Annotated in this window: 22 protein-coding genes; 9 read left to right on the top strand and 13 right to left on the bottom strand. The window is 62.2% G+C overall.

The genetic code is table 11. The annotated features are described in order from the left end of the window. Positions 1-49: 49 nt before the first annotated feature. Complete coding sequence (locus ACR3EL_RS15815; RefSeq protein WP_480722248.1) at positions 50-1762, top strand: tetratricopeptide repeat protein; 1713 nt, start codon at positions 50-52, stop codon at positions 1760-1762. Continuing rightward, positions 1752-2573 carry a 4-(cytidine 5'-diphospho)-2-C-methyl-D-erythritol kinase gene (locus ACR3EL_RS15810; protein ID WP_480722246.1) on the top strand — a complete coding sequence of 274 codons (822 nt, stop codon included), beginning with the start codon at positions 1752-1754 and terminating at the stop codon, positions 2571-2573. The genes ACR3EL_RS15815 and ACR3EL_RS15810 overlap by 11 nt, the downstream gene beginning before the upstream one ends. Here ACR3EL_RS15810 and ACR3EL_RS15805 read toward each other — a convergent pair. After that, a complete protein-coding gene (locus ACR3EL_RS15805) occupies positions 2566-3564 on the bottom strand; it encodes a polyprenyl synthetase family protein (protein WP_480722243.1) in 999 nt (332 codons plus the stop codon). The two genes, ACR3EL_RS15810 and ACR3EL_RS15805, sit on opposite strands and share 8 nt — an antisense overlap. Positions 3565-3620: 56 nt before the next feature. Here ACR3EL_RS15805 and ACR3EL_RS15800 point away from each other — a divergent pair, with 56 nt between their 5' ends. The 3 genes from ACR3EL_RS15800 to ACR3EL_RS15790 all read left to right on the top strand — a co-directional run bounded on the left by ACR3EL_RS15800 (position 3621) and on the right by ACR3EL_RS15790 (position 4891). After that, complete coding sequence (locus tag ACR3EL_RS15800; RefSeq protein WP_093963516.1) at positions 3621-3836, top strand: putative signal transducing protein; 216 nt, start codon at positions 3621-3623, stop codon at positions 3834-3836. Next, complete coding sequence (locus tag ACR3EL_RS15795) at positions 3833-4606, top strand: tRNA1(Val) (adenine(37)-N6)-methyltransferase (RefSeq protein ID WP_480722241.1); 774 nt, start codon at positions 3833-3835, stop codon at positions 4604-4606. Before ACR3EL_RS15800 ends, ACR3EL_RS15795 begins: the two co-directional genes overlap by 4 nt. A gap of 120 nt (positions 4607-4726) precedes the next feature. Next, a complete protein-coding gene (locus ACR3EL_RS15790) occupies positions 4727-4891 on the top strand; it encodes a YdcH family protein (protein WP_170342251.1) in 165 nt (54 codons plus the stop codon). Here the strand turns inward: ACR3EL_RS15790 and yddG are convergent. The 10 genes from yddG to ACR3EL_RS15740 all read right to left on the bottom strand — a co-directional run bounded on the left by yddG (position 4888) and on the right by ACR3EL_RS15740 (position 12888). Further along, complete coding sequence (gene yddG, locus ACR3EL_RS15785) at positions 4888-5754, bottom strand: aromatic amino acid exporter YddG (RefSeq protein WP_170342250.1); 867 nt, start codon at positions 5752-5754, stop codon at positions 4888-4890. The two genes, ACR3EL_RS15790 and yddG, sit on opposite strands and share 4 nt — an antisense overlap. Then, complete coding sequence (locus ACR3EL_RS15780) at positions 5751-6698, bottom strand: transcriptional regulator GcvA (protein ID WP_170342248.1); 948 nt, start codon at positions 6696-6698, stop codon at positions 5751-5753. Before ACR3EL_RS15780 ends, yddG begins: the two co-directional genes overlap by 4 nt. Positions 6699-6996: 298 nt before the next feature. Then, positions 6997-7719, bottom strand: coding sequence for an acetoacetyl-CoA reductase (phbB, locus tag ACR3EL_RS15775; protein ID WP_093963512.1), 723 nt, complete (start codon positions 7717-7719; stop codon positions 6997-6999). Between the two features lie 186 nt (positions 7720-7905). Further along, positions 7906-9081, bottom strand: a complete 1176-nt coding sequence (locus ACR3EL_RS15770; protein ID WP_170342247.1) for an acetyl-CoA C-acetyltransferase — start codon at positions 9079-9081, stop codon at positions 7906-7908. Positions 9082-9277: 196 nt separating this feature from the next. Further along, positions 9278-10111 carry an EAL domain-containing protein gene (locus ACR3EL_RS15765; protein ID WP_170342246.1) on the bottom strand — a complete coding sequence of 278 codons (834 nt, stop codon included), beginning with the start codon at positions 10109-10111 and terminating at the stop codon, positions 9278-9280. 101 nt (positions 10112-10212) lie between these two features. Beyond that, entirely contained in the window at positions 10213-10404 is a 192-nt protein-coding gene (locus ACR3EL_RS15760; protein ID WP_093963509.1) for a hypothetical protein, read from the bottom strand. A gap of 92 nt (positions 10405-10496) precedes the next feature. Next, complete coding sequence (locus ACR3EL_RS15755; protein WP_170360087.1) at positions 10497-11468, bottom strand: sterol desaturase family protein; 972 nt, start codon at positions 11466-11468, stop codon at positions 10497-10499. Further along, positions 11465-11851: a hypothetical protein gene (locus ACR3EL_RS15750; RefSeq protein ID WP_170391838.1), complete on the bottom strand. Its 387-nt coding sequence runs from the start codon at positions 11849-11851 to the stop codon at positions 11465-11467. The genes ACR3EL_RS15755 and ACR3EL_RS15750 overlap by 4 nt, the downstream gene beginning before the upstream one ends. Positions 11852-11910: 59 nt before the next feature. Continuing rightward, positions 11911-12240 (bottom strand): hypothetical protein, encoded by a 330-nt coding sequence (locus ACR3EL_RS15745; protein ID WP_170360091.1) that lies wholly within the window; start codon positions 12238-12240, stop codon positions 11911-11913. 81 nt (positions 12241-12321) lie between these two features. After that, positions 12322-12888, bottom strand: coding sequence for a TlpA disulfide reductase family protein (locus ACR3EL_RS15740; RefSeq protein ID WP_170369799.1), 567 nt, complete (start codon positions 12886-12888; stop codon positions 12322-12324). 21 nt (positions 12889-12909) lie between these two features. On the opposite strand from ACR3EL_RS15740, the gene argH reads away from it, so the two are divergent. The 3 genes from argH to ACR3EL_RS15725 all read left to right on the top strand — a co-directional run bounded on the left by argH (position 12910) and on the right by ACR3EL_RS15725 (position 14705). Continuing rightward, positions 12910-14301 carry an argininosuccinate lyase gene (gene argH / locus ACR3EL_RS15735; RefSeq protein ID WP_170342241.1) on the top strand — a complete coding sequence of 464 codons (1392 nt, stop codon included), beginning with the start codon at positions 12910-12912 and terminating at the stop codon, positions 14299-14301. Next, the gene (locus ACR3EL_RS15730) at positions 14298-14480 is read left to right on the top strand and encodes a hypothetical protein (protein WP_170342240.1); all 183 of its coding nucleotides are present in this window, start codon (positions 14298-14300) and stop codon (positions 14478-14480) included. Before argH ends, ACR3EL_RS15730 begins: the two co-directional genes overlap by 4 nt. Positions 14481-14549: 69 nt before the next feature. Beyond that, on the top strand, positions 14550-14705 hold the full coding sequence (locus ACR3EL_RS15725) for a hypothetical protein (RefSeq protein ID WP_170342239.1): 156 nt from the start codon (positions 14550-14552) through the stop codon (positions 14703-14705). A gap of 17 nt (positions 14706-14722) precedes the next feature. Here the strand turns inward: ACR3EL_RS15725 and ACR3EL_RS15720 are convergent, their stop codons facing one another. Together ACR3EL_RS15720 and ACR3EL_RS15715 are read right to left on the bottom strand one after the other, a co-directional pair. Then, positions 14723-15109 carry a glycine zipper family protein gene (locus tag ACR3EL_RS15720; RefSeq protein ID WP_170342237.1) on the bottom strand — a complete coding sequence of 129 codons (387 nt, stop codon included), beginning with the start codon at positions 15107-15109 and terminating at the stop codon, positions 14723-14725. Positions 15110-15202: 93 nt separating this feature from the next. Continuing rightward, entirely contained in the window at positions 15203-15592 is a 390-nt protein-coding gene (locus ACR3EL_RS15715; protein ID WP_480722232.1) for a DUF8051 family protein, read from the bottom strand. Between the two features lie 182 nt (positions 15593-15774). On the opposite strand from ACR3EL_RS15715, the gene ACR3EL_RS15710 reads away from it, so the two are divergent. Further along, a complete protein-coding gene (locus ACR3EL_RS15710) occupies positions 15775-16362 on the top strand; it encodes a TetR/AcrR family transcriptional regulator (protein ID WP_170342234.1) in 588 nt (195 codons plus the stop codon). The last annotated feature ends 57 nt before the right edge of the window (positions 16363-16419 follow it).

The raw sequence follows: 16419 nt of genomic DNA, 5'->3' as shown, positions 1-16419 counted from the left end.
CAAGGCCCTAGCTTATCCTGCAATCGTAGGCAGACAAGGCAGGTATTAGGTGGTTTCACTGGTTCGTCGCACGGCGCTGGCCGTGTTTCTTGCGACAGCAGCTGTCGTTCCGGTTCACGCGGATTCCGGCGCGGGATCCTATCTGGCTGGACGCCAAGCCATCTATGAAAGCGACTACAAGGCTGCCGAGGAGTACTACTCCAAGGCCCTGATTTTCGATCCGGGCAACACCAAGCTCAAGGAAAGCGTGCTACTTGCGCGCGTGGCTCTTGGCGATGTGGAACGCGCACTGCCCATCGCCGAGGACATGGAGGCAAACGAGCAACCCAACCAGGCCGCGCGCATGGTTGTTTCCGCCAAACTGGTATCTGACGGAAAGTTCGACGAATTGCTGGCCCGTGACCCGGAAAACCAGGGCGTTGGCCCGCTGGTCGATGGGTTGATGACGGCCTGGGCGCATCTGGGCAAGGGCGAAATGACCAAGGCGATGGCGCAGTTCGATGAGGTCGCCCAGCAGGACGGTCTGCGGGAATTCGCGCTGTATCACAAGGCGCTGGCGCTGGCGTCGGTTGGCGATTTCGAAGGGGCCGAGGCGATCTTTGCGGCCGACGACAGTATCGTTGCGCGATTCTCGCGACGTGCAGCGCTGGCGCGGGTCGAAGTGTTGTCGCAGCTCAACCGCAACGACGAAGCTCTGCAATTCCTTGAAAACGTGTTTGCGGCGGGCAGCGATCCGTCGATCGAGACCTACGTGGACACGCTCAGCGCCGGTGGCACCTTGCCTTTCACCCATGTCGGATCGGCCACCGAAGGCGTAGCCGAGGTCTTTTTCTCGGTCGGGGCGGCGTTGAACACGGAGGCCGCACATGACTATGTGCTGCTTTACGCGCGGATCGCGACTTACCTCCGGCCCGATCACATCGATGCGATTCTGCTGAGCGCGGAACTGCTTGAGCAGTTGAGCCAGTACGACCTGGCCGCCGAAGCCTATCGAAAGGTTCCCACGGATAGCAGCGATTTCCACGCAGCCGAGCTGGGGCGTGCCGAAATTCTGGCTCAGTCGGGGAAACCGGATGCGGCGATCGAAGTGCTGGAAAATCTGGCGGCCCGGCAGCCCAACCTGCCCAGTGTCCATGTCGCCTTGGCCGATCTGCAGCGGCGCCAGGAAAACTACGCCGCAGCTGTAACCTCGTATGACCGGGCCATCGAACTGACCGAAACCGGTTCAGGTGGCAACTGGTTCCTGCATTACGCCCGCGGCATCTGCCACGAACGTCTCAAGGCCTGGGACAGGGCCGAGGCAGATTTCAGGCGTGCCCTGGAGTTGAATCCGGATCAGCCGCAGGTTTTGAACTATCTCGGGTACTCGCTGGTCGAGCGGCAGGAAAAACTTGAAGAGGCGCTGGACATGATCGAGCGCGCCGTCGCGATCCAGCCTGACAGCGGCTATATCGTCGACAGCTTGGGTTGGGTCCTGTTTCGCTTGGGCCGGTACGACGAGGCGGTCGAGCATATGGAGCGCGCCGTCGAACTGATGGCCGTGGACCCGGTGGTCAACGACCACTTGGGCGACGTCTACTGGGCCGTCGGGCGCACCCGTGAGGCCGATTTCCAATGGCGCCGCGCGTTGTCCTTCATCGATCCCGAAGACACCGATGGCGAGGCTGACCCCGATCGGATCCGTCGCAAACTCGAGGTCGGGCTGGACGCGGTACTGGCCGAGGAAGGCGCGGCCCCCCTGAAGGTCGCCAATGGCGACTGAGGCCTTTGCGCCCGCGAAGATCAACCTTTCCCTGCATGTGACCGGTCGGCGGGCCGACGGATACCATCTGCTGGACTCGCTGGTCGCCTTTGCCGATGTGGGAGACACGTTGATCCTGTCACCCGGGCCCGAGATTCGCCTGACCGTGACCGGGCCCCATTCTGCCGGGGTGCCGACCGACGACCGCAACCTCGTCTGGCGGGCCGCTCGGGCGATGGGATGGAGCGGGCAAATCCAGTTGGACAAGGTTCTGCCGCATGGCGGGGGAATCGGCGGCGGCTCATCGGATGCGGCAGCGACTTTGCGGGCCATCGCAGGGGAAGACGCGGAAGTTCCGCTGGAAACGGCTTTGGCACTGGGCGCGGATGTTCCTGTTTGTGTACTGGGCAGAGCCGCACGGATGCGGGGCATTGGTGACCGTGTCGCCCCGGTTGCATTGCCCGCTTTGCCCGCATTGCTGGTCAATCCGGGTGTTCCGGTTCCGACGGGGCCGGTGTTCAACACGCTGGCTTCGCGCGACAATCCGGGGATACCGGATGAGATCCCGGCATTCGAAACGCAAGAGGCCTGCGCTGACTGGCTGGCCGGGCAACGCAATGATTTGCAGGAAGCGGCAATTGGCTTGGCGCCCCAAATTTCAGACGTGTTGCAGGCGCTGGGTGAAACGCGGGACGTTCTGCTGGTCCGCATGTCGGGGTCGGGTTCGACCTGCTTTGCGCTGTACCCGTCCATGAAGGCCGCACATTTTGCAGCCTACGAGATTGGTGTTTCCCAGCCGGACTGGTGGTGTCGCGCCAGCGTACTCAGCTGAGGCGGGACACGACGTAATCGGCCAGATCGCCGAGCAGGTCGCGCAATTCGTGATCGGGCAGCGCGGTCAGAGCGGTTTTGGCCTTGGCTGCCCAGGCCAGAGCGTCTGTCCGGGTCTCCTCCAGGGTGCCGTATTTCCGCATGAGGTTCAGGGCCAGGTCCAGGTCTCCATCCTGTTGCCGACCCTTATCGATCGTGCGCTCCCAGAACGCACGCTCGTCGGGTGTGGCCTGGGCCACGGCTTTGATCACCGGGAGGGTCAGCTTGCGCTCGCGGAAGTCGTCGCCCACATTCTTGCCGGTGGTCTTGCTGTCGCCCTGATAGTCCAGCAGGTCGTCGGCGATCTGGAAGGCGACGCCCAGCGCGTCGCCATAAGCGAACAGCGCTCGGACCTGCTCCTCGGACGCACCGGCGATCACGCCGCCCACTTCGGTCGCCGCGGAGAACAGCGCCGCGGTCTTTCCGCGCACGACCTGCAGATACACGTTCTCGTCGGTGCGCAGGTCGGTGGCCGCGGTCATCTGCAGCACCTCGCCTTCGGCAATGGTGGCCGAGGCATTGGCCAGGATGTCCAGAACCCGCAGCGATCCGGTTTCCACCATCAGCTGGAAACTGCGCGAAAACAGATAGTCGCCGACCAGCACGCTGGACTTGTTGTCCCACAGGAGGTTGGCAGTAGGCCGGCCCCGCCGCTGCGCGCTTTCGTCCACGACGTCGTCATGCAAAAGCGTGGCGGTGTGGATGAATTCGACCGTGGCGGCCAAACGGATGTGATGATCGCCGCCATAGCCGAACAGCCGCGCGGCGGCCAGTGTCAGCATCGGGCGCAGGCGCTTGCCGCCCGCTTCGACCAGATGCGCGGTGACTTCGGGGATGCGGGGCGCGTGTTCCGAGGCCATGCGGGTGCGGATCAGAGTGTTTACCGCCTCCATTTCACCGGCCAAAATCTCGGCCAGTCGCTCATGCGGTTTCGAGATCGTGCTGATCGTCATCACACTCCTGATACAAGGCTCGACTTTCGTCCTGCCTTGCCCTTACATCCATCCCCATGAAAGAACTTCTGCGCAGCACCGATCCGACCATCATTGCCTTTGCATCCGCTCTTCTTGAGGGCGAGGATATAGACTGCTTTGAGATGGACGTAAATATGAGCGTCCTCGAGGGAGGCATCGGAATCTTTCCGCGCCGCCTCATGGTTCGGACCGATGACCTCGAGCGGGCAGAGCGGGTGATGCGTGACAATGACATACCGCTGGGAAGATGACCGGGTTTCCTGACAGCGCGCTGACTTGCAACGACTTTCTGGGTGGCCGCCTAAAGCTGTGGCAGCCGCGAGACGGTTATCGCGCCGGTGTCGATCCGGTGCTGCTTGTTGCCGCAGTTCCGGCCAAAGCCGGGCAGTCGGTGCTGGAGCTGGGCTGCGGGGCGGGTGCTGCGGTTCTTTGTCTCGCGACCCGCGTACCCGGTCTGCGCTCGGCCGGGATCGAGCTTCAGGCCGACTATGCCGATCTGGCCGCAAGAAACGCGCAATGCAACGAGATTGATCTGTCCGTTCACGTGGCCGACCTGTCCAATATGCCGACTGATCTGCGTCAGCAGCACTTCGACCACGTGATCGCAAACCCGCCCTATTATCGGCCCGGTGCACATAGCGCGGCCGTCGATGCTGGTCGGCGAACGGCGCTGAGCGAGCAGACGCCGCTGTCCGACTGGTTTGATGCGGCAGCGCGCAGGCTGGCACCGCGCGGGTACTTGCACATGATCCAGCGCGCGGAACGCTTGCCCGACATGCTGACGGCCTGCGTGGGTCGGTTGGGCTCGGTAGAGGTTCTGCCCATCGCGCCGCGTATGGGGCGCGGGGCCGAGTTGCTGATCCTGCGGGCGCGCAAGGGCGGGCGCGCGGATTTTCGATTGCATGCGCCGCTGATTCTCCACAGCGGTGACCGCCATGAAAGGGACGGCGAGAGCTATACCGACATGGTATCTGGCATCCTGCGCGAGGGCCGACCAATGCCTTGGCCGGACGCCCGATAGGCAATGACCAGCCGAAATTGTCGGATTTGAACAAGAATCCGAGCGTCTGCAGCGTGACAGGCTGGAAATGATGTGATCAACTTCCCATGTGATATTCAGAAACTGAGAAGGAGGATCGCCATGAGCGTAAGCGCACATCTGACGGAACTGAAGAAGAAGCACGAAATCCTCAGTCTCGAAGTGGAACAAGCCCAGCGCTCGCCCGGTATCGACGATCTCCACATCGCTCAACTCAAAAAGAAGAAGCTGAAGCTGAAGGAAGAGATTGAACGCCTGTCGGCTTAATGTCGTAGGCTGGCGCGTGCCGCGATTGCAGCGCCGCCGGTAACAAGCAATGCCGCGATCGCCAGCGTCCAGGATGGCGTGGCGATCCCGGCGACCACAAGCACCAAAGTTGACAACAGGGGTGCCGCGTACGAGCTGGTGCCCAGCATCTGGATGTCACCGTGCTTGACCCCGATATCCCAGACATAGAACGCCAGCCCAACAGGCCCCAACCCCAGGGCAACGGTCGACATCCAGGCCAGTGCATCGGGTGGCCAGACTGTCTGCTCAAGGCTGAAATGCAGGATCCACGAGGCGATGGCGGTCAGCACGCAGAACACTGCTACCGAGCTGGTCGGCGTTTGACCCAGCCTGCGCGACAATACGGAATACCCCGACCACGTAAGGGCGCACAAAAGCGCCAGCGCATAGCCCGGCAGATGTTCGGCCTGAAACCCTGCGGTTCCGCCGCCAGTGATGATCAGCGCGGCCCCGGAGAAGCCCAGACATGCCCCGAGCAGATGGCCCAGACGTAGCGTTTCGCCGGGAAGCAACCCTGAAAAAAGAACGATCAGCAAAGGCCAGAGGTAGGCAATCAATCCGGCCTCGGCCGCAGGTGCCATGCGCAGGGCCGAAAAATACAGGGCGTGGTATCCGAACAAGCCAACCGTGCCGAAGGCGAATACCTTCCAACTGACCCGTTTCAGTTGCGCAAGCCCACCGCTGCGCCACGTCCAGATCAAGCCAAGGGTTCCGCCGATCGTAAAGCAGATGGCGTTCAGCAAAAGTGGCGGGGTCGGCGCCGAGCCAACCGTGAACAGCGCCAACAGTGCCCACAAAAGGACGGCGACAAAACCGATGGCGGTGGCGCGGTTCTTTGTCATGCGGGGGGGATATCCTCGACGGGTATGATTTCCAGACCGTCGGATATGTGCGCGGTTTTTTCGATCTCTGCAAGGAACCAATCCCGGAAGGCGGCAATCTGAGGGCGCGTCTCTTCGCCCGAACGGCACAGGAACCGGAACCGGGCCTTGGTTTCGACGGCGGTTTTGAAGGGCATCACCAGTCGGCCTTCGATCACATCCTTGATGATCATCGGGCGCCGTCCCAACGCGACGCCGACACCCGCCACCGCGGCATCAATGGCGTGATCCGCGTTCGAGAAATGCGCGCCATGAGTCGGCGTGAAGTCCACCCCCACCGCACGAAACCAGGCGGGCCAGTCACAGGGCGGGTTCAGGAAGTTGATCGAGTCATCGTGGATCAGCGGCGCTTTGGTCAGATCCTGCGGCGTCGGAAACCGGGCCGCAAGCTCGGGCGTCATGACCGGTGTCAGCCACTCTTGCCGCACGGGAACTGAATACAGCCCGTCATCCTGCCCGTACCCGAAACGGATCGCGACATCCACGTCGTCGCGCTCGAAATCGAGATTGCGCAGCGTGGCTGAAAATCTCAGGTCGATCTCGGGATGGGCGCGGGCGAACTCGTACAGGCGGGGGGCCAGCCATTTGGCTGTCAGGGCCGGCCCAGCGGTCACCGTCAATGTCGTGTTGTCCTGCAGGCGGCGGGTGGCCGACCAAGCCGCCTGCAGCGCAGCAAACCCTTTTTCCGTGCCTGGGGCCAAGGTTCGTCCGGCCTCGGTCAACTCGACCGCACGGTTCAATCGGCGGAACAACGGCTGGCCCAAATGCTCTTCCAGAGACTTGATCTGAAACGACAGCGCGGCCGGTGTCACGTTCAACTCGTCCGCGGCCTTGGCGAAGGACATATGGCGGGCGGCGGCATCAAAGGCCCTGAGGGCGGTGAGTGGGGGAAGTCGGTCGCTCATCTTCACATAAAATTTTCTAAACTGAATGTGGAAAAACTCTCGTTTGTACCCATTGAAAACAACAGGCATGTTGAGTGCAAGTCAAGTTCACCTTTAGTAGAAGGGAAAAGCCATGATCGAGATGACGACCAATCCTGCCGCACAAAAGGCAATTCTGCGCGCTCATCAAGAGCGCGGCAAGGCGATCCGGAGTTTCTGGAAGTGGGTTCTGGGTTCCCGCTGAACGCTGCGCGCGCGTTCTTACGGGATCAAAGAAGGGCCGACCCGTTGGGTCGGCCCGTTTTCATTTAAGCCGCGATCAGACGAAAAACTGCGCGCCGTTGGCCGAAATCGTCGACCCGTTGATGAACTGCGAATCTTCCGAGGCCAGGAATGCGACGCAGCGGGCAATTTCCTCGGGTTCGCCCAAACGGCCTGCAGGGATCTGACCGATGATGGCTTCACGCACCTTTTCCGGAACGGCCATGACCATCTCGGTCGCGATGTATCCGGGGCAGATGGCGTTTGCGGTGATGCCGGCGCGCGCGCCTTCCTGCGCCAGGGATTTGACGATGCCCAGATCACCGGCTTTGGTAGCGGCATAGTTCACCTGAGCGAACTGGCCCTTTTGCCCGTTGATCGAGCTGATCACGATCACCCGACCGAACTTGCGCTCGCGCATGCCGGGCCAGACGGGGTGTACGGTGTTGAACACCCCGGTCAGGTTGGTGTCGATCACCTGGTGCCATTGTTCCGGTGTCATCTTGTGGAACGGCGCGTCGCGGGTGATGCCTGCATTGGCGACAACGATGTCGATCGGGCCGAGCTCGGCTTCGACCTTTTCGATGCCCGCCTTGGACTCGTCATAGTCGGCCACGTTCCATTTGTAGGTCGCAATGCCGGTTTCCTCGGTGAACTTGGCCGCGGCTTCGTCATTCCCCGCATACGAGGCGGCTACATTGTATCCTTCAGCCTTGAGCGCTTTGGAAATTGCTGCGCCGATGCCGCGGGTGCCGCCGGTTACGAGTGCTGTACGTGCCATTTAGGACTCCTCCAAATTTAATCGTGTTGGTAATTCTGTTACTCTGAGAGATTGTGTAGCGCAATATCGTTTCGCCGCGAGCTGGCTCTTTCCGTTTGGTGATATTGTCGCATCCTGGGGATATTCCTCGAGAGTAACAAAAAAGGGCGCCCATTGGACGCCCTTATTCGTGACTTGTCAAAGCACTTAGACGCGCTCCACGCACAGGGCGACGCCCATGCCGCCTCCGATGCAGAGGGTTGCCAGACCCTTTTTCGCGTTCCGGCGCTTCATTTCGAACAGCAGCGTGTTCAGAACCCGGCAGCCGGATGCTCCGATCGGGTGGCCAATGGCGATGGCGCCGCCGTTCACGTTCACGATCGAGGGATCCCAACCCATGTCCTTGTTCACGGCGCAGGCCTGTGCCGCGAAGGCTTCGTTGGCTTCGACCAGATCCAGATCGTCAACCGACCAGCCGGCCTTTTCCAACGCCTTGCGCGAGGCATAGATCGGTCCGACACCCATGATCGACGGGTCCAGCCCGGCGGTCGCATAAGACGCGATGCGGGCCAGCGGTTCGATCCCGCGCTTTTCGGCGTTGTCGGCAGACATCAGCAGGGTTGCCGCCGCGCCGTCATTAAGACCCGAGGCGTTGGCCGCAGTCACCGAGCCATCCTTGGTGAAGGCCGGACGCAGCTTGGACATCGCCTCCATGGTTGCGCCGTGACGGATGTACTCGTCACTATCCATCACGATGTCGCCCTTGCGGGTCTTGATGGTGAAGGGGACGATCTCGTCCTTGAACTTGCCGGCCTTCTGCGCGGCCTCAGCCTTGTTTTGGCTGGCCACCGCAAACTCATCCTGCATATCGCGGCTGATCTGCCACTTCTCGGCCACGTTCTCGGCCGTCTGGCCCATGTGGTAGCCGTTGAACGCATCCCACAGGCCGTCGCGGATCATGGTGTCGATGTATTTCATGTCGCCCATCTTGTGGCCCGCGCGCAGCGATGCGGCGTGGGGGGACAGGGTCATGTTTTCCTGACCGCCTGCGCATACGATCTCGGCATCGCCCAACTGGATATGCTGAGCGCCGAGGGCAACGGCACGCAAGCCTGAACCACAGACCTGGTTGATGCCCCAGGCCGCGCTTTCCTGCGGCAGGCCGGCGTTGATGTGCGCCTGGCGTGCGGGGTTCTGGCCTTGGGCGGCCGTCAGAACCTGACCCATGATGGTTTCGCTCACCTCGGACTTGTCGATCCCGGCGCGTTCCACGACGGCTTCGAGGACGGCAGCGCCCAGATCATGTGCGGGGGTGTTCGCAAAGGAACCGCCAAAGCTGCCGACGCCTGTGCGTGCGGCGGATGCGATTACTACGTTGGTCATACAGTCAATCCTTTACCGTCAAGGTCCTGTGGGAAATCTGACGGCGCAGGTCGCACAGAGCCTCTCTGGCGATGCAAGAGCGCCTCGTGATCCCCCGCTCCAGCACTTTCTGCCATAGCGCAATGCTGCACGTGCAGCAACGGACAGCTTGTCTCATGGGAAAGCCTCGGCCGAATTGCGCCCAAGGGAATTGGGTTCAACTTCCTGTTTTGGCTTCTTTTTCGGGCTGCCACGGGGCTTTCACCGTCGGAGCGCCGAATAGATAGCCCTGCAGGCAGTCCACACCGCTGGCTACCAGAAACTCGGCATCTTCACGAGTTTCGACCGATTCGGCGATGACCAGAATCTCAAACTCACGGGCGACGGCGATCAGCGCGCGCACCAGCGCCTGATTGTCCGGGTTGGTGCTGACACCCCGTACGAACTGCCCGTCGATCTTCGCCGCGTCAAAGAAGAACTCGCGAAAATACCTGAAGCTGAAGTTGCTGGCGCCGAAGTCATCCAGCGCAAAAGCGATCCCGCGATCCTGAAGCCGGTCCATGAAATCGACCACCAGTTCGGGAACCTGCATTGCCGAGCTTTCGGAGATTTCGAGGATAAGCCGCTCGCCCAGGGTTTTGTCCCGTTTGAGAAACCGGTCCAATATCCGTGACCAGCGCGCGTATCCGATCGAGCGTGCGGACATGTTGATAGAAAGCCGGATTTCCGGATTTCTCGACAGGGCGCGCAACCCTTTTTCCAATGCTATGCAATCCAGTTCCCGGCCGATTGGTGTGTTTTCCACCTGCGGCATGAACTCCCGCGCGGGGATCACGCGGCCGGTTTCGTCCAGCACGCGGATGAATGCCTCGTAGAATGCGACGCCGTGCGGGTCGCGTGCTTGCATGACGGGTTGGAACGCGAGGCGGCATTGCTGATGCTTGACGGCCTCGGTCGCCATTTGAACGGTCGAATTGTCCCGCGCGGCGACGGCCGAATTCAACGGGCTGTCCCCACCTTCTGGCAGATCTGCAAAGTCCTTTTTCCGCATCGACGCCGAATCCCCGTACGTTTCCGAAACCGGTCAGCACGTAGTTTCGGATCGTACCGGTGAATTTGCGGTTAATGCGCGTCGGGAATCAGTGGGTGGGATCAGCGGGTCGTCTGGGCTGCGTGGCGCAATTCGACCACGGCGCCAATGACAGCGCCCAGGAAGCCTGTGCCCACCATAGCCACTCCAAGCATCATCACCGCCGGGGCAGGCTGCTGGCCAAGGGCGCTGAGCATCGCGATTACCAGGCCCAACAGGCCGGTTGCGGTGAAGATGGCAGTAACGCGAGACATTGTGGAACTCCGACCGATCAAACTTGTCACTTGTCCGGATATGGAGCACGCGCGCGGGATTTCAAGCGCCCGCCCGGCAGACGCCGCCAGTCTCAGGCCTGTTTTGCCTGTTGGTTGGGCAGGTTTTCGTCAAATTGCTCGAAACCGGGCGTTCCGCGATCTTCGGGGTGGCGGGCCAGGTGCTTGGACTTGATCTGCTCGGAGCTGTCGCGGCTGCCGTCATGGCTGTAGCCCGGCGGGGCAAAGCAATAGGCCAGCCGCTGTTTCAGGGTCAGGCCCGGCTGGGTCGCGTCGCGCCAGATGGCCACCCATTCGTGAAAGGCCACCCGCAGCGGGTTGAAGGTGCCGATATTGTGCACCAGGCCATAGTCGACCCGGTCGTGCTCCTGCTCGGGGACGAAGGTGCCGAACAGCTTGTCCCAGATGATGAACACCCCGGCATAGTTGCAATCCAGATAGCGCGCGTTGCGGCCGTGGTGGGCACGGTGGTGGCTGGGGGTGTTCATGACCGCCTCGAACCAGCGGGGCATCTTGCCGATGGCTTCGGTGTGGATCCAGAACTGGTAGATCAGGTTCAGGCCGCCGCAGAACAGCACCATCGCCGGGTGGAACCCCAGCAGGATCAGCGGCGCGCGCACGACCATCATGAAGGTGAAGGTATAGGTCCAGGTCTGCCGCAGGGCGGTCGTCAGGTTGTAGTGCTGCGAGCTGTGGTGGTTTACATGGCTGGCCCAGACCCAGCGGATGCGGTGCCCGAACCGGTGCACCCAGTAGTATCGCAGGTCATCCAGCACAAAGCACAGGATGATCACCGGGATCGATGTGCCCAGATCCAATGGCGTAATCTTCCACAGCCACATGAAGAACCCATAGGCGATGAAGCCCAGCAGGAATCCGGACGCGATGTTGCCCGCTCCCATGATCAGCGAGGTCACGGCGTCGCGGGTTTCATACCGCCCGCCACGGCCCTTCATGGCGATCCACAGAAATTCGGCCAGGATTGCGGCGATAAAGAACGGCACGGCCCATTGGACGACATCGGGAAAGCTGATCTGGTCGGTCATGCGGGCTCCAGCAGGTGGCGCCAGTGGCGGCGCTCGGTTTCATCAAGGCGGACGGTGACGCCGGGGGTGGCGAAGTCGTGGAACTGGACCTCGATGCCCTCGGGGTGGTCGATCCAGTCGAAATCGCGCAGGTGGCGGGCCACTGTATCGGCGCCAAAGGACCACAACAGGCCCGGCCCGGTCTCGGTGCGCAGCAATGCGGCGTGTCCGTCATGGGCCAGGGTGACGTCGATGATGGTGTCGTCGGGGAAATGGCGCAGCCATTCGGCGCGCGCGACATCGGCGCTCAGCACGCGCTGGCGCGATTTGCCCGTCAGATGCAGCAGTGCGGTGATGCCGGCAATGCCACCGACCACCAGAACCAGCAGGATTTCCAGCGGCATGATGTCCTCCCGCGGACAGAGTGCAAGCGGGGTCAGGCCCTGTCAAAGGTGGCGTTGCGTCAGGGGGTGTTGTGCGGCTCAAGCACTTCGTGCCGGACAACGCGCTCGACGAAGGGCACCAGCCCTTCGGGTCCCGAGGCGCGATCCTTGAGGTGAATGCAGATATCCGGCCGCCGCGCCGCGATGATGCCCACCAGTTCGCCGCGCACCTTGTCATCGAGGCCCGCGCCCATAATCGCGCAGGCGATGCGCGGTTCGGCGTCCAGTTGCCGCCGCACCTCGTCGGGATCATGCGCGCCCAGCCACCGGATCGGAAGATGCTCCAGTTGCCGCGCCACGTCGCCGATCACGTTGGGCAGCCGGCCGATCAGTAAAACCACCGGTTTCATCTCAGCCTCCTGTCTGTTGCCAATGAAAAACCGGCCCTGTTCAGGCCGGTTCCAGTCTAGCACAAAAGGCCCGTCAGGTGGTCAGCTTTCGGGGTTCAGCAGGGCCGCGATGATCGCCTTGGCGCTGTCCGAGTTCCATTCGGCATCGCCGATCAGCCGTGCGATTTCCCGGCCGTCAGGGTCGATGATCACGGTGATCGGCAGGCCGACGATACCCATCTCGCGGGCGACGGCCTGTTTCGGGTCTTGATGGCGGGGCAGGTTGGTGATGCCGTTTTCATCAAAGAACTTCTTGATCCCCGCGGGCGAGTTGCGCCCGGTGGCCAGCGTCAGAACCTCGAACTGGTCTCCGCCGAATTCCTCCTGCAGCTCGGCGATCTGGGGCATCTCCTTGCGGCAGGGTGCGCACCAGGTGGCCCAGAAGTTCAGCAGAACGTATTTGCCGCGATAGTCCGCCAGCGTGGCGGTGCCGCCGTCATCTTCCAGCTGGAATTCCGCGTCCGAGACCGGTTTCGGCTCGGAATGCAGGATCAGGCGTTTCAGGCTGCCGTCGCGCAGGTCGGCCAGGGCCTGTGTGTCGGCGGCCAAAGCGGCATTTGCACCCAGCGCAAGGGCCATATAAAGGGGGATCAGACGAAACAGGCGCATATCAACTCCGGGTTTTCCAGCATGACCGAACAATCCTCGAACCAGATGTGGGGCGGCCGCTTTGCCGCCGGACCAGACGCGATCATGGAGGCGATCAATGCCTCGATCGGGTTCGACCGACGGATGGCGGCCCAGGACATCGCGGGCTCGCGTGCCCATGCCGCCATGCTGGCCGCCACGGGCGTCATAACTGATAGTGATGCCGAGGCCATTCGGGAAGGGCTGCTCACCGTTTTGTCAGAGATAGAAGGTGGTGAGTTCCAGTTCTCGACCGCGCTGGAAGACATCCACATGAATGTCGAGGCGCGCCTGAAAGAGATCATCGGAGAGCCCGCAGGCCGCCTGCACACGGGTCGCAGCCGCAATGACCAGGTGGCGACCGATTTCAAACTGTGGGTCCGCGATCAGCTGGACGCCGCCGAATCCGGCCTGCTGGCCTTGATCCGCGCGCTATTGGCGCAGGCCGAGGCCGGGGCCGATTGGGTCATGCCCGGTTTCACCCACCTGCAGACAGCGCAGCCGGTGACCTGGGGCCACCACATGATGGCCTATGTCGAGATGTTTGGCCGCGACCTTTCCCGCGTGCGCGACGCGCGGGCGCGGATGAATGAATGCCCGCTGGGCGCGGCGGCGCTGGCCGGCACCTCGTTCCCGATCGACCGGCACATGACGGCGCAGGCGCTGGGCTTTGACCGGCCTGCCGCCAACTCGCTGGATGCGGTCAGCGATCGCGATTTCGCGCTGGAATTCCTGTCGGTGGCCTCGATATGCGCGGTGCACCTGTCGCGCTTTGCCGAGGAACTGGTGATCTGGTCTTCGGCCCAGTTCCGCTTTGTCACCCTGTCAGACCGGTTCTCGACCGGCTCGTCGATCATGCCGCAGAAAAAGAACCCCGACGCCGCCGAGCTGATCCGCGCCAAGGTGGGCCGGATCTTTGGTGCCAACACGGCGCTGATGATGGTTATGAAAGGGCTGCCGCTGGCCTATTCCAAGGACATGCAGGAAGACAAGGAGCAGGTCTTTGACGCCGCCGACAACTGGATGCTGGCGCTGGCCGCGATGGAGGGCATGGTCAAGGACATGACCGCCAATCGCGACAGCCTGGCCGCTGCCGCCGGCTCGGGCTTTTCCACCGCGACCGATCTGGCCGACTGGCTGGTGCGGGTGCTGGGCCTGCCCTTCCGTGATGCGCACCACGTCACCGGATCGCTGGTCGCCATGGCCGAGAAGAAGGGCTGCGACCTGCCCGATCTGACGCTCGAGGACATGCAGTTGGTTCACGCGGGCATCACGCAGGATGTCTATTCTGTCCTTGGCGTTGATAATTCGGTAAACTCGCGCCAGTCCTATGGCGGTACGGCCCCGGACCAGGTCCGGGCGCAGATCGCCCGCTGGAAGGAGATGCTGGAATGACAACCTTGCGTGTGATTGCCCTGATCGGGGCCGCCTTTGCTTTGGCGGCCTGCGGCGCCGACGGAGAGCCCGTCCAGCCGACCCTGAACGCCAATGTGGGCGTTTCGACCAGTGGCACTTATGTGAGCGGGGGCGTCGGCCTGCACCGAGGCCCCCTCAGCGTGTTTCTGGGGATCTGAACGCTTTGAGGTTGAAAGCGACGTGCCAGTCGCCATTTAGCAAGTGATCCAACTAATGAAGGCAGCGAAATGAAACCACTCGGCCTTGTCCTGTCGCTTGCCGTGCTGGCGGCCTGCGAAACCACGAATCCGCCGCGCTCTCAGCCAGTAGAAGAGCCCGCGCGCTCGGGGGCTGGAGTGTCCGTATCCGGATATGCGCGGGCCGGGGTGTCGACGAATTTCTGAATGAGCGCTTGATGCGCTCAGCCGGCCACAGGGTGCCCGCGCTGCCGCAGACACTCGATCAGAATGTCACGCCGGGTGTTGCGCATCTCGGCGGCTCCGGCGACGGCACCTGCCGCTGATCCCACCGCTGCGCCGGCTATGGCGCCTTCTGTGTTTCCAACCGTGTCGTCCGAAATACCTGCCATTGCGCCGACCCCGGCGCCTATCAAGGCCTGTGTCCGGGTTTCCGGGCTCCACAGGTCCTGAGACTTGGCCAATGCGCGGCACTGGTCCAGATCAGCGGCGTAAGCCGGGCCCGGCTCGGCAGACAGGACGGGTTGGTGTTGGGCACCGGTGCCGCTGCATGCGGCTGTGACCAGGGCCAGCGGCAAGACGGTCAATGTGAAACGTTCCTTGAACAGCATGAGTTGTCTTTCTTTGTAGGTATTCCGGCGGGACCCGGCGCCACCTCCTGTTGCTGTGGCTTCGGGCCGTACACGAGTGCGCGCCGGGCGGGTTCAGAGGTGGCCCAAGCCACGATGAGCCAATGCCAGGATGTAGAAAGCCAGGATGAAATCCAGAATCTCGACCAGTCCCAGCATCAGCGGAATCGGGTCGGGTGATGTGGGGAAGACATGACCCAGGTCCAGCAGGACCACGAAGATGTACCCCCAGGCCGCCACGATGGCGCCCCAGCTTGCCGTTGCCGAGCCGCGCAGCAAAGCCACCGCCGACCCCACGGCCAGCAGGGCAAGCGCGATCAGAAAGGCGTTGAAACCCCAGAACACCGTTCCACCCAGCCCGGAAAAGTCCCGGGTCTCGATCGGTCCGCCGGGGACGAGCGTGACAAAGCTGGCGACGAGGACAAGCATCAGTTTGGCGGCTGTTGCCGTGAGTTGGGAGGCCATAGGACGCGTTGGACCGGCTTTGATTTGTGACGAATGCGCCATGACAGAATCCTTTTAATGACTGGCGGGTCATAAATGGAGATGGTGTTACTGACCGTCAAGTCATTAAAAGATTGAATTTGCGTGACGCCGCGTCCAATCTGCGTCAAGAAAGGCGCGCCGGAAGAAAATCGAGGGGCAAGATGCCGAAGATCGTCGATCGCGAAGAGATGCAGGGGCGGATATTGGATGCCGCCATGGCCTGCTTTCTGGATCAGGGCTATCACGCTACCAAGATGCAGGACGTGGCCCATCAGGCCGGGATGGCCAAGGGCACGTTGTATCTGTATTTCCAAAGCAAGGAGGCTTTGCTTCTGGCGTTGCTGCAGCGGTATTTCGAGGATATCCGCGCCCGCATCAGCGACATCCCGGCCCCGCAGACGCTGGACCAGTTCATGACCGGGCTGCGTCTGTCCATGCCCGCCGACCGTCTAGCTGCAACGCAGCTGTTCTTTGACGTGCTGGGCCCCGGATTTCAGGACCCGCGCGCGGCCGAGATCATTGGCGGATTCTTCGCCTGGCTCGCCGATCATTATGCGGCTCAGTTCGCTCCCTTTATCCGCGCGGGTGAAATCCGCGGCGATCTCAGTGCGCAGGCCGCAGCGCAGGCGGTGACGGCGATGCTGGATGGGCTGGTGATCCATCTGGCGATCTTCGGGGGCGATGAAAGCGACTTTGAAGCGCGGCGCGACGCGACCCTTTCGTTGCTTGAGGCCGGCCTGCGCGGATAAGCCGTAGCGCCCGACTTCTGTGCGGTTCGCACCGGATTGCGTGCCCGCGATGCAAAT

The organism is Ruegeria sp. BJ3, from assembly GCF_056535665.1.
Note: the sequence above shows the minus strand (reverse complement) of the source record. Positions and strands in the feature narration are given on the sequence as shown.

Coding starts and splice junctions, on each gene's coding strand:
- ACR3EL_RS15760 (WP_093963509.1), bottom strand. CDS start 10,404: ATGTCTCGCGTTACTGCCATCTTCACCGCAACCGGCCTGTTGGGCCTG.
- phbB (WP_093963512.1), bottom strand. CDS start 7,719: ATGGCACGTACAGCACTCGTAACCGGCGGCACCCGCGGCATCGGCGCA.
- ACR3EL_RS15795 (WP_480722241.1), top strand. CDS start 3,833: ATGACCGGGTTTCCTGACAGCGCGCTGACTTGCAACGACTTTCTGGGT.
- ACR3EL_RS15720 (WP_170342237.1), bottom strand. CDS start 15,109: ATGCTGTTCAAGGAACGTTTCACATTGACCGTCTTGCCGCTGGCCCTG.
- ACR3EL_RS15730 (WP_170342240.1), top strand. CDS start 14,298: ATGACAACCTTGCGTGTGATTGCCCTGATCGGGGCCGCCTTTGCTTTG.
- ACR3EL_RS15750 (WP_170391838.1), bottom strand. CDS start 11,851: ATGCCGCTGGAAATCCTGCTGGTTCTGGTGGTCGGTGGCATTGCCGGC.
- ACR3EL_RS15715 (WP_480722232.1), bottom strand. CDS start 15,592: ATGGCCTCCCAACTCACGGCAACAGCCGCCAAACTGATGCTTGTCCTC.
- ACR3EL_RS15710 (WP_170342234.1), top strand. CDS start 15,775: ATGCCGAAGATCGTCGATCGCGAAGAGATGCAGGGGCGGATATTGGAT.
- ACR3EL_RS15780 (WP_170342248.1), bottom strand. CDS start 6,698: ATGAGCGACCGACTTCCCCCACTCACCGCCCTCAGGGCCTTTGATGCC.
- ACR3EL_RS15755 (WP_170360087.1), bottom strand. CDS start 11,468: ATGACCGACCAGATCAGCTTTCCCGATGTCGTCCAATGGGCCGTGCCG.
- ACR3EL_RS15745 (WP_170360091.1), bottom strand. CDS start 12,240: ATGAAACCGGTGGTTTTACTGATCGGCCGGCTGCCCAACGTGATCGGC.
- ACR3EL_RS15810 (WP_480722246.1), top strand. CDS start 1,752: ATGGCGACTGAGGCCTTTGCGCCCGCGAAGATCAACCTTTCCCTGCAT.
- ACR3EL_RS15800 (WP_093963516.1), top strand. CDS start 3,621: ATGAAAGAACTTCTGCGCAGCACCGATCCGACCATCATTGCCTTTGCA.
- ACR3EL_RS15805 (WP_480722243.1), bottom strand. CDS start 3,564: ATGACGATCAGCACGATCTCGAAACCGCATGAGCGACTGGCCGAGATT.
- ACR3EL_RS15765 (WP_170342246.1), bottom strand. CDS start 10,111: ATGCGGAAAAAGGACTTTGCAGATCTGCCAGAAGGTGGGGACAGCCCG.
- argH (WP_170342241.1), top strand. CDS start 12,910: ATGACCGAACAATCCTCGAACCAGATGTGGGGCGGCCGCTTTGCCGCC.
- ACR3EL_RS15790 (WP_170342251.1), top strand. CDS start 4,727: ATGAGCGTAAGCGCACATCTGACGGAACTGAAGAAGAAGCACGAAATC.
- yddG (WP_170342250.1), bottom strand. CDS start 5,754: ATGACAAAGAACCGCGCCACCGCCATCGGTTTTGTCGCCGTCCTTTTG.
- ACR3EL_RS15770 (WP_170342247.1), bottom strand. CDS start 9,081: ATGACCAACGTAGTAATCGCATCCGCCGCACGCACAGGCGTCGGCAGC.
- ACR3EL_RS15725 (WP_170342239.1), top strand. CDS start 14,550: ATGAAACCACTCGGCCTTGTCCTGTCGCTTGCCGTGCTGGCGGCCTGC.
- ACR3EL_RS15740 (WP_170369799.1), bottom strand. CDS start 12,888: ATGCGCCTGTTTCGTCTGATCCCCCTTTATATGGCCCTTGCGCTGGGT.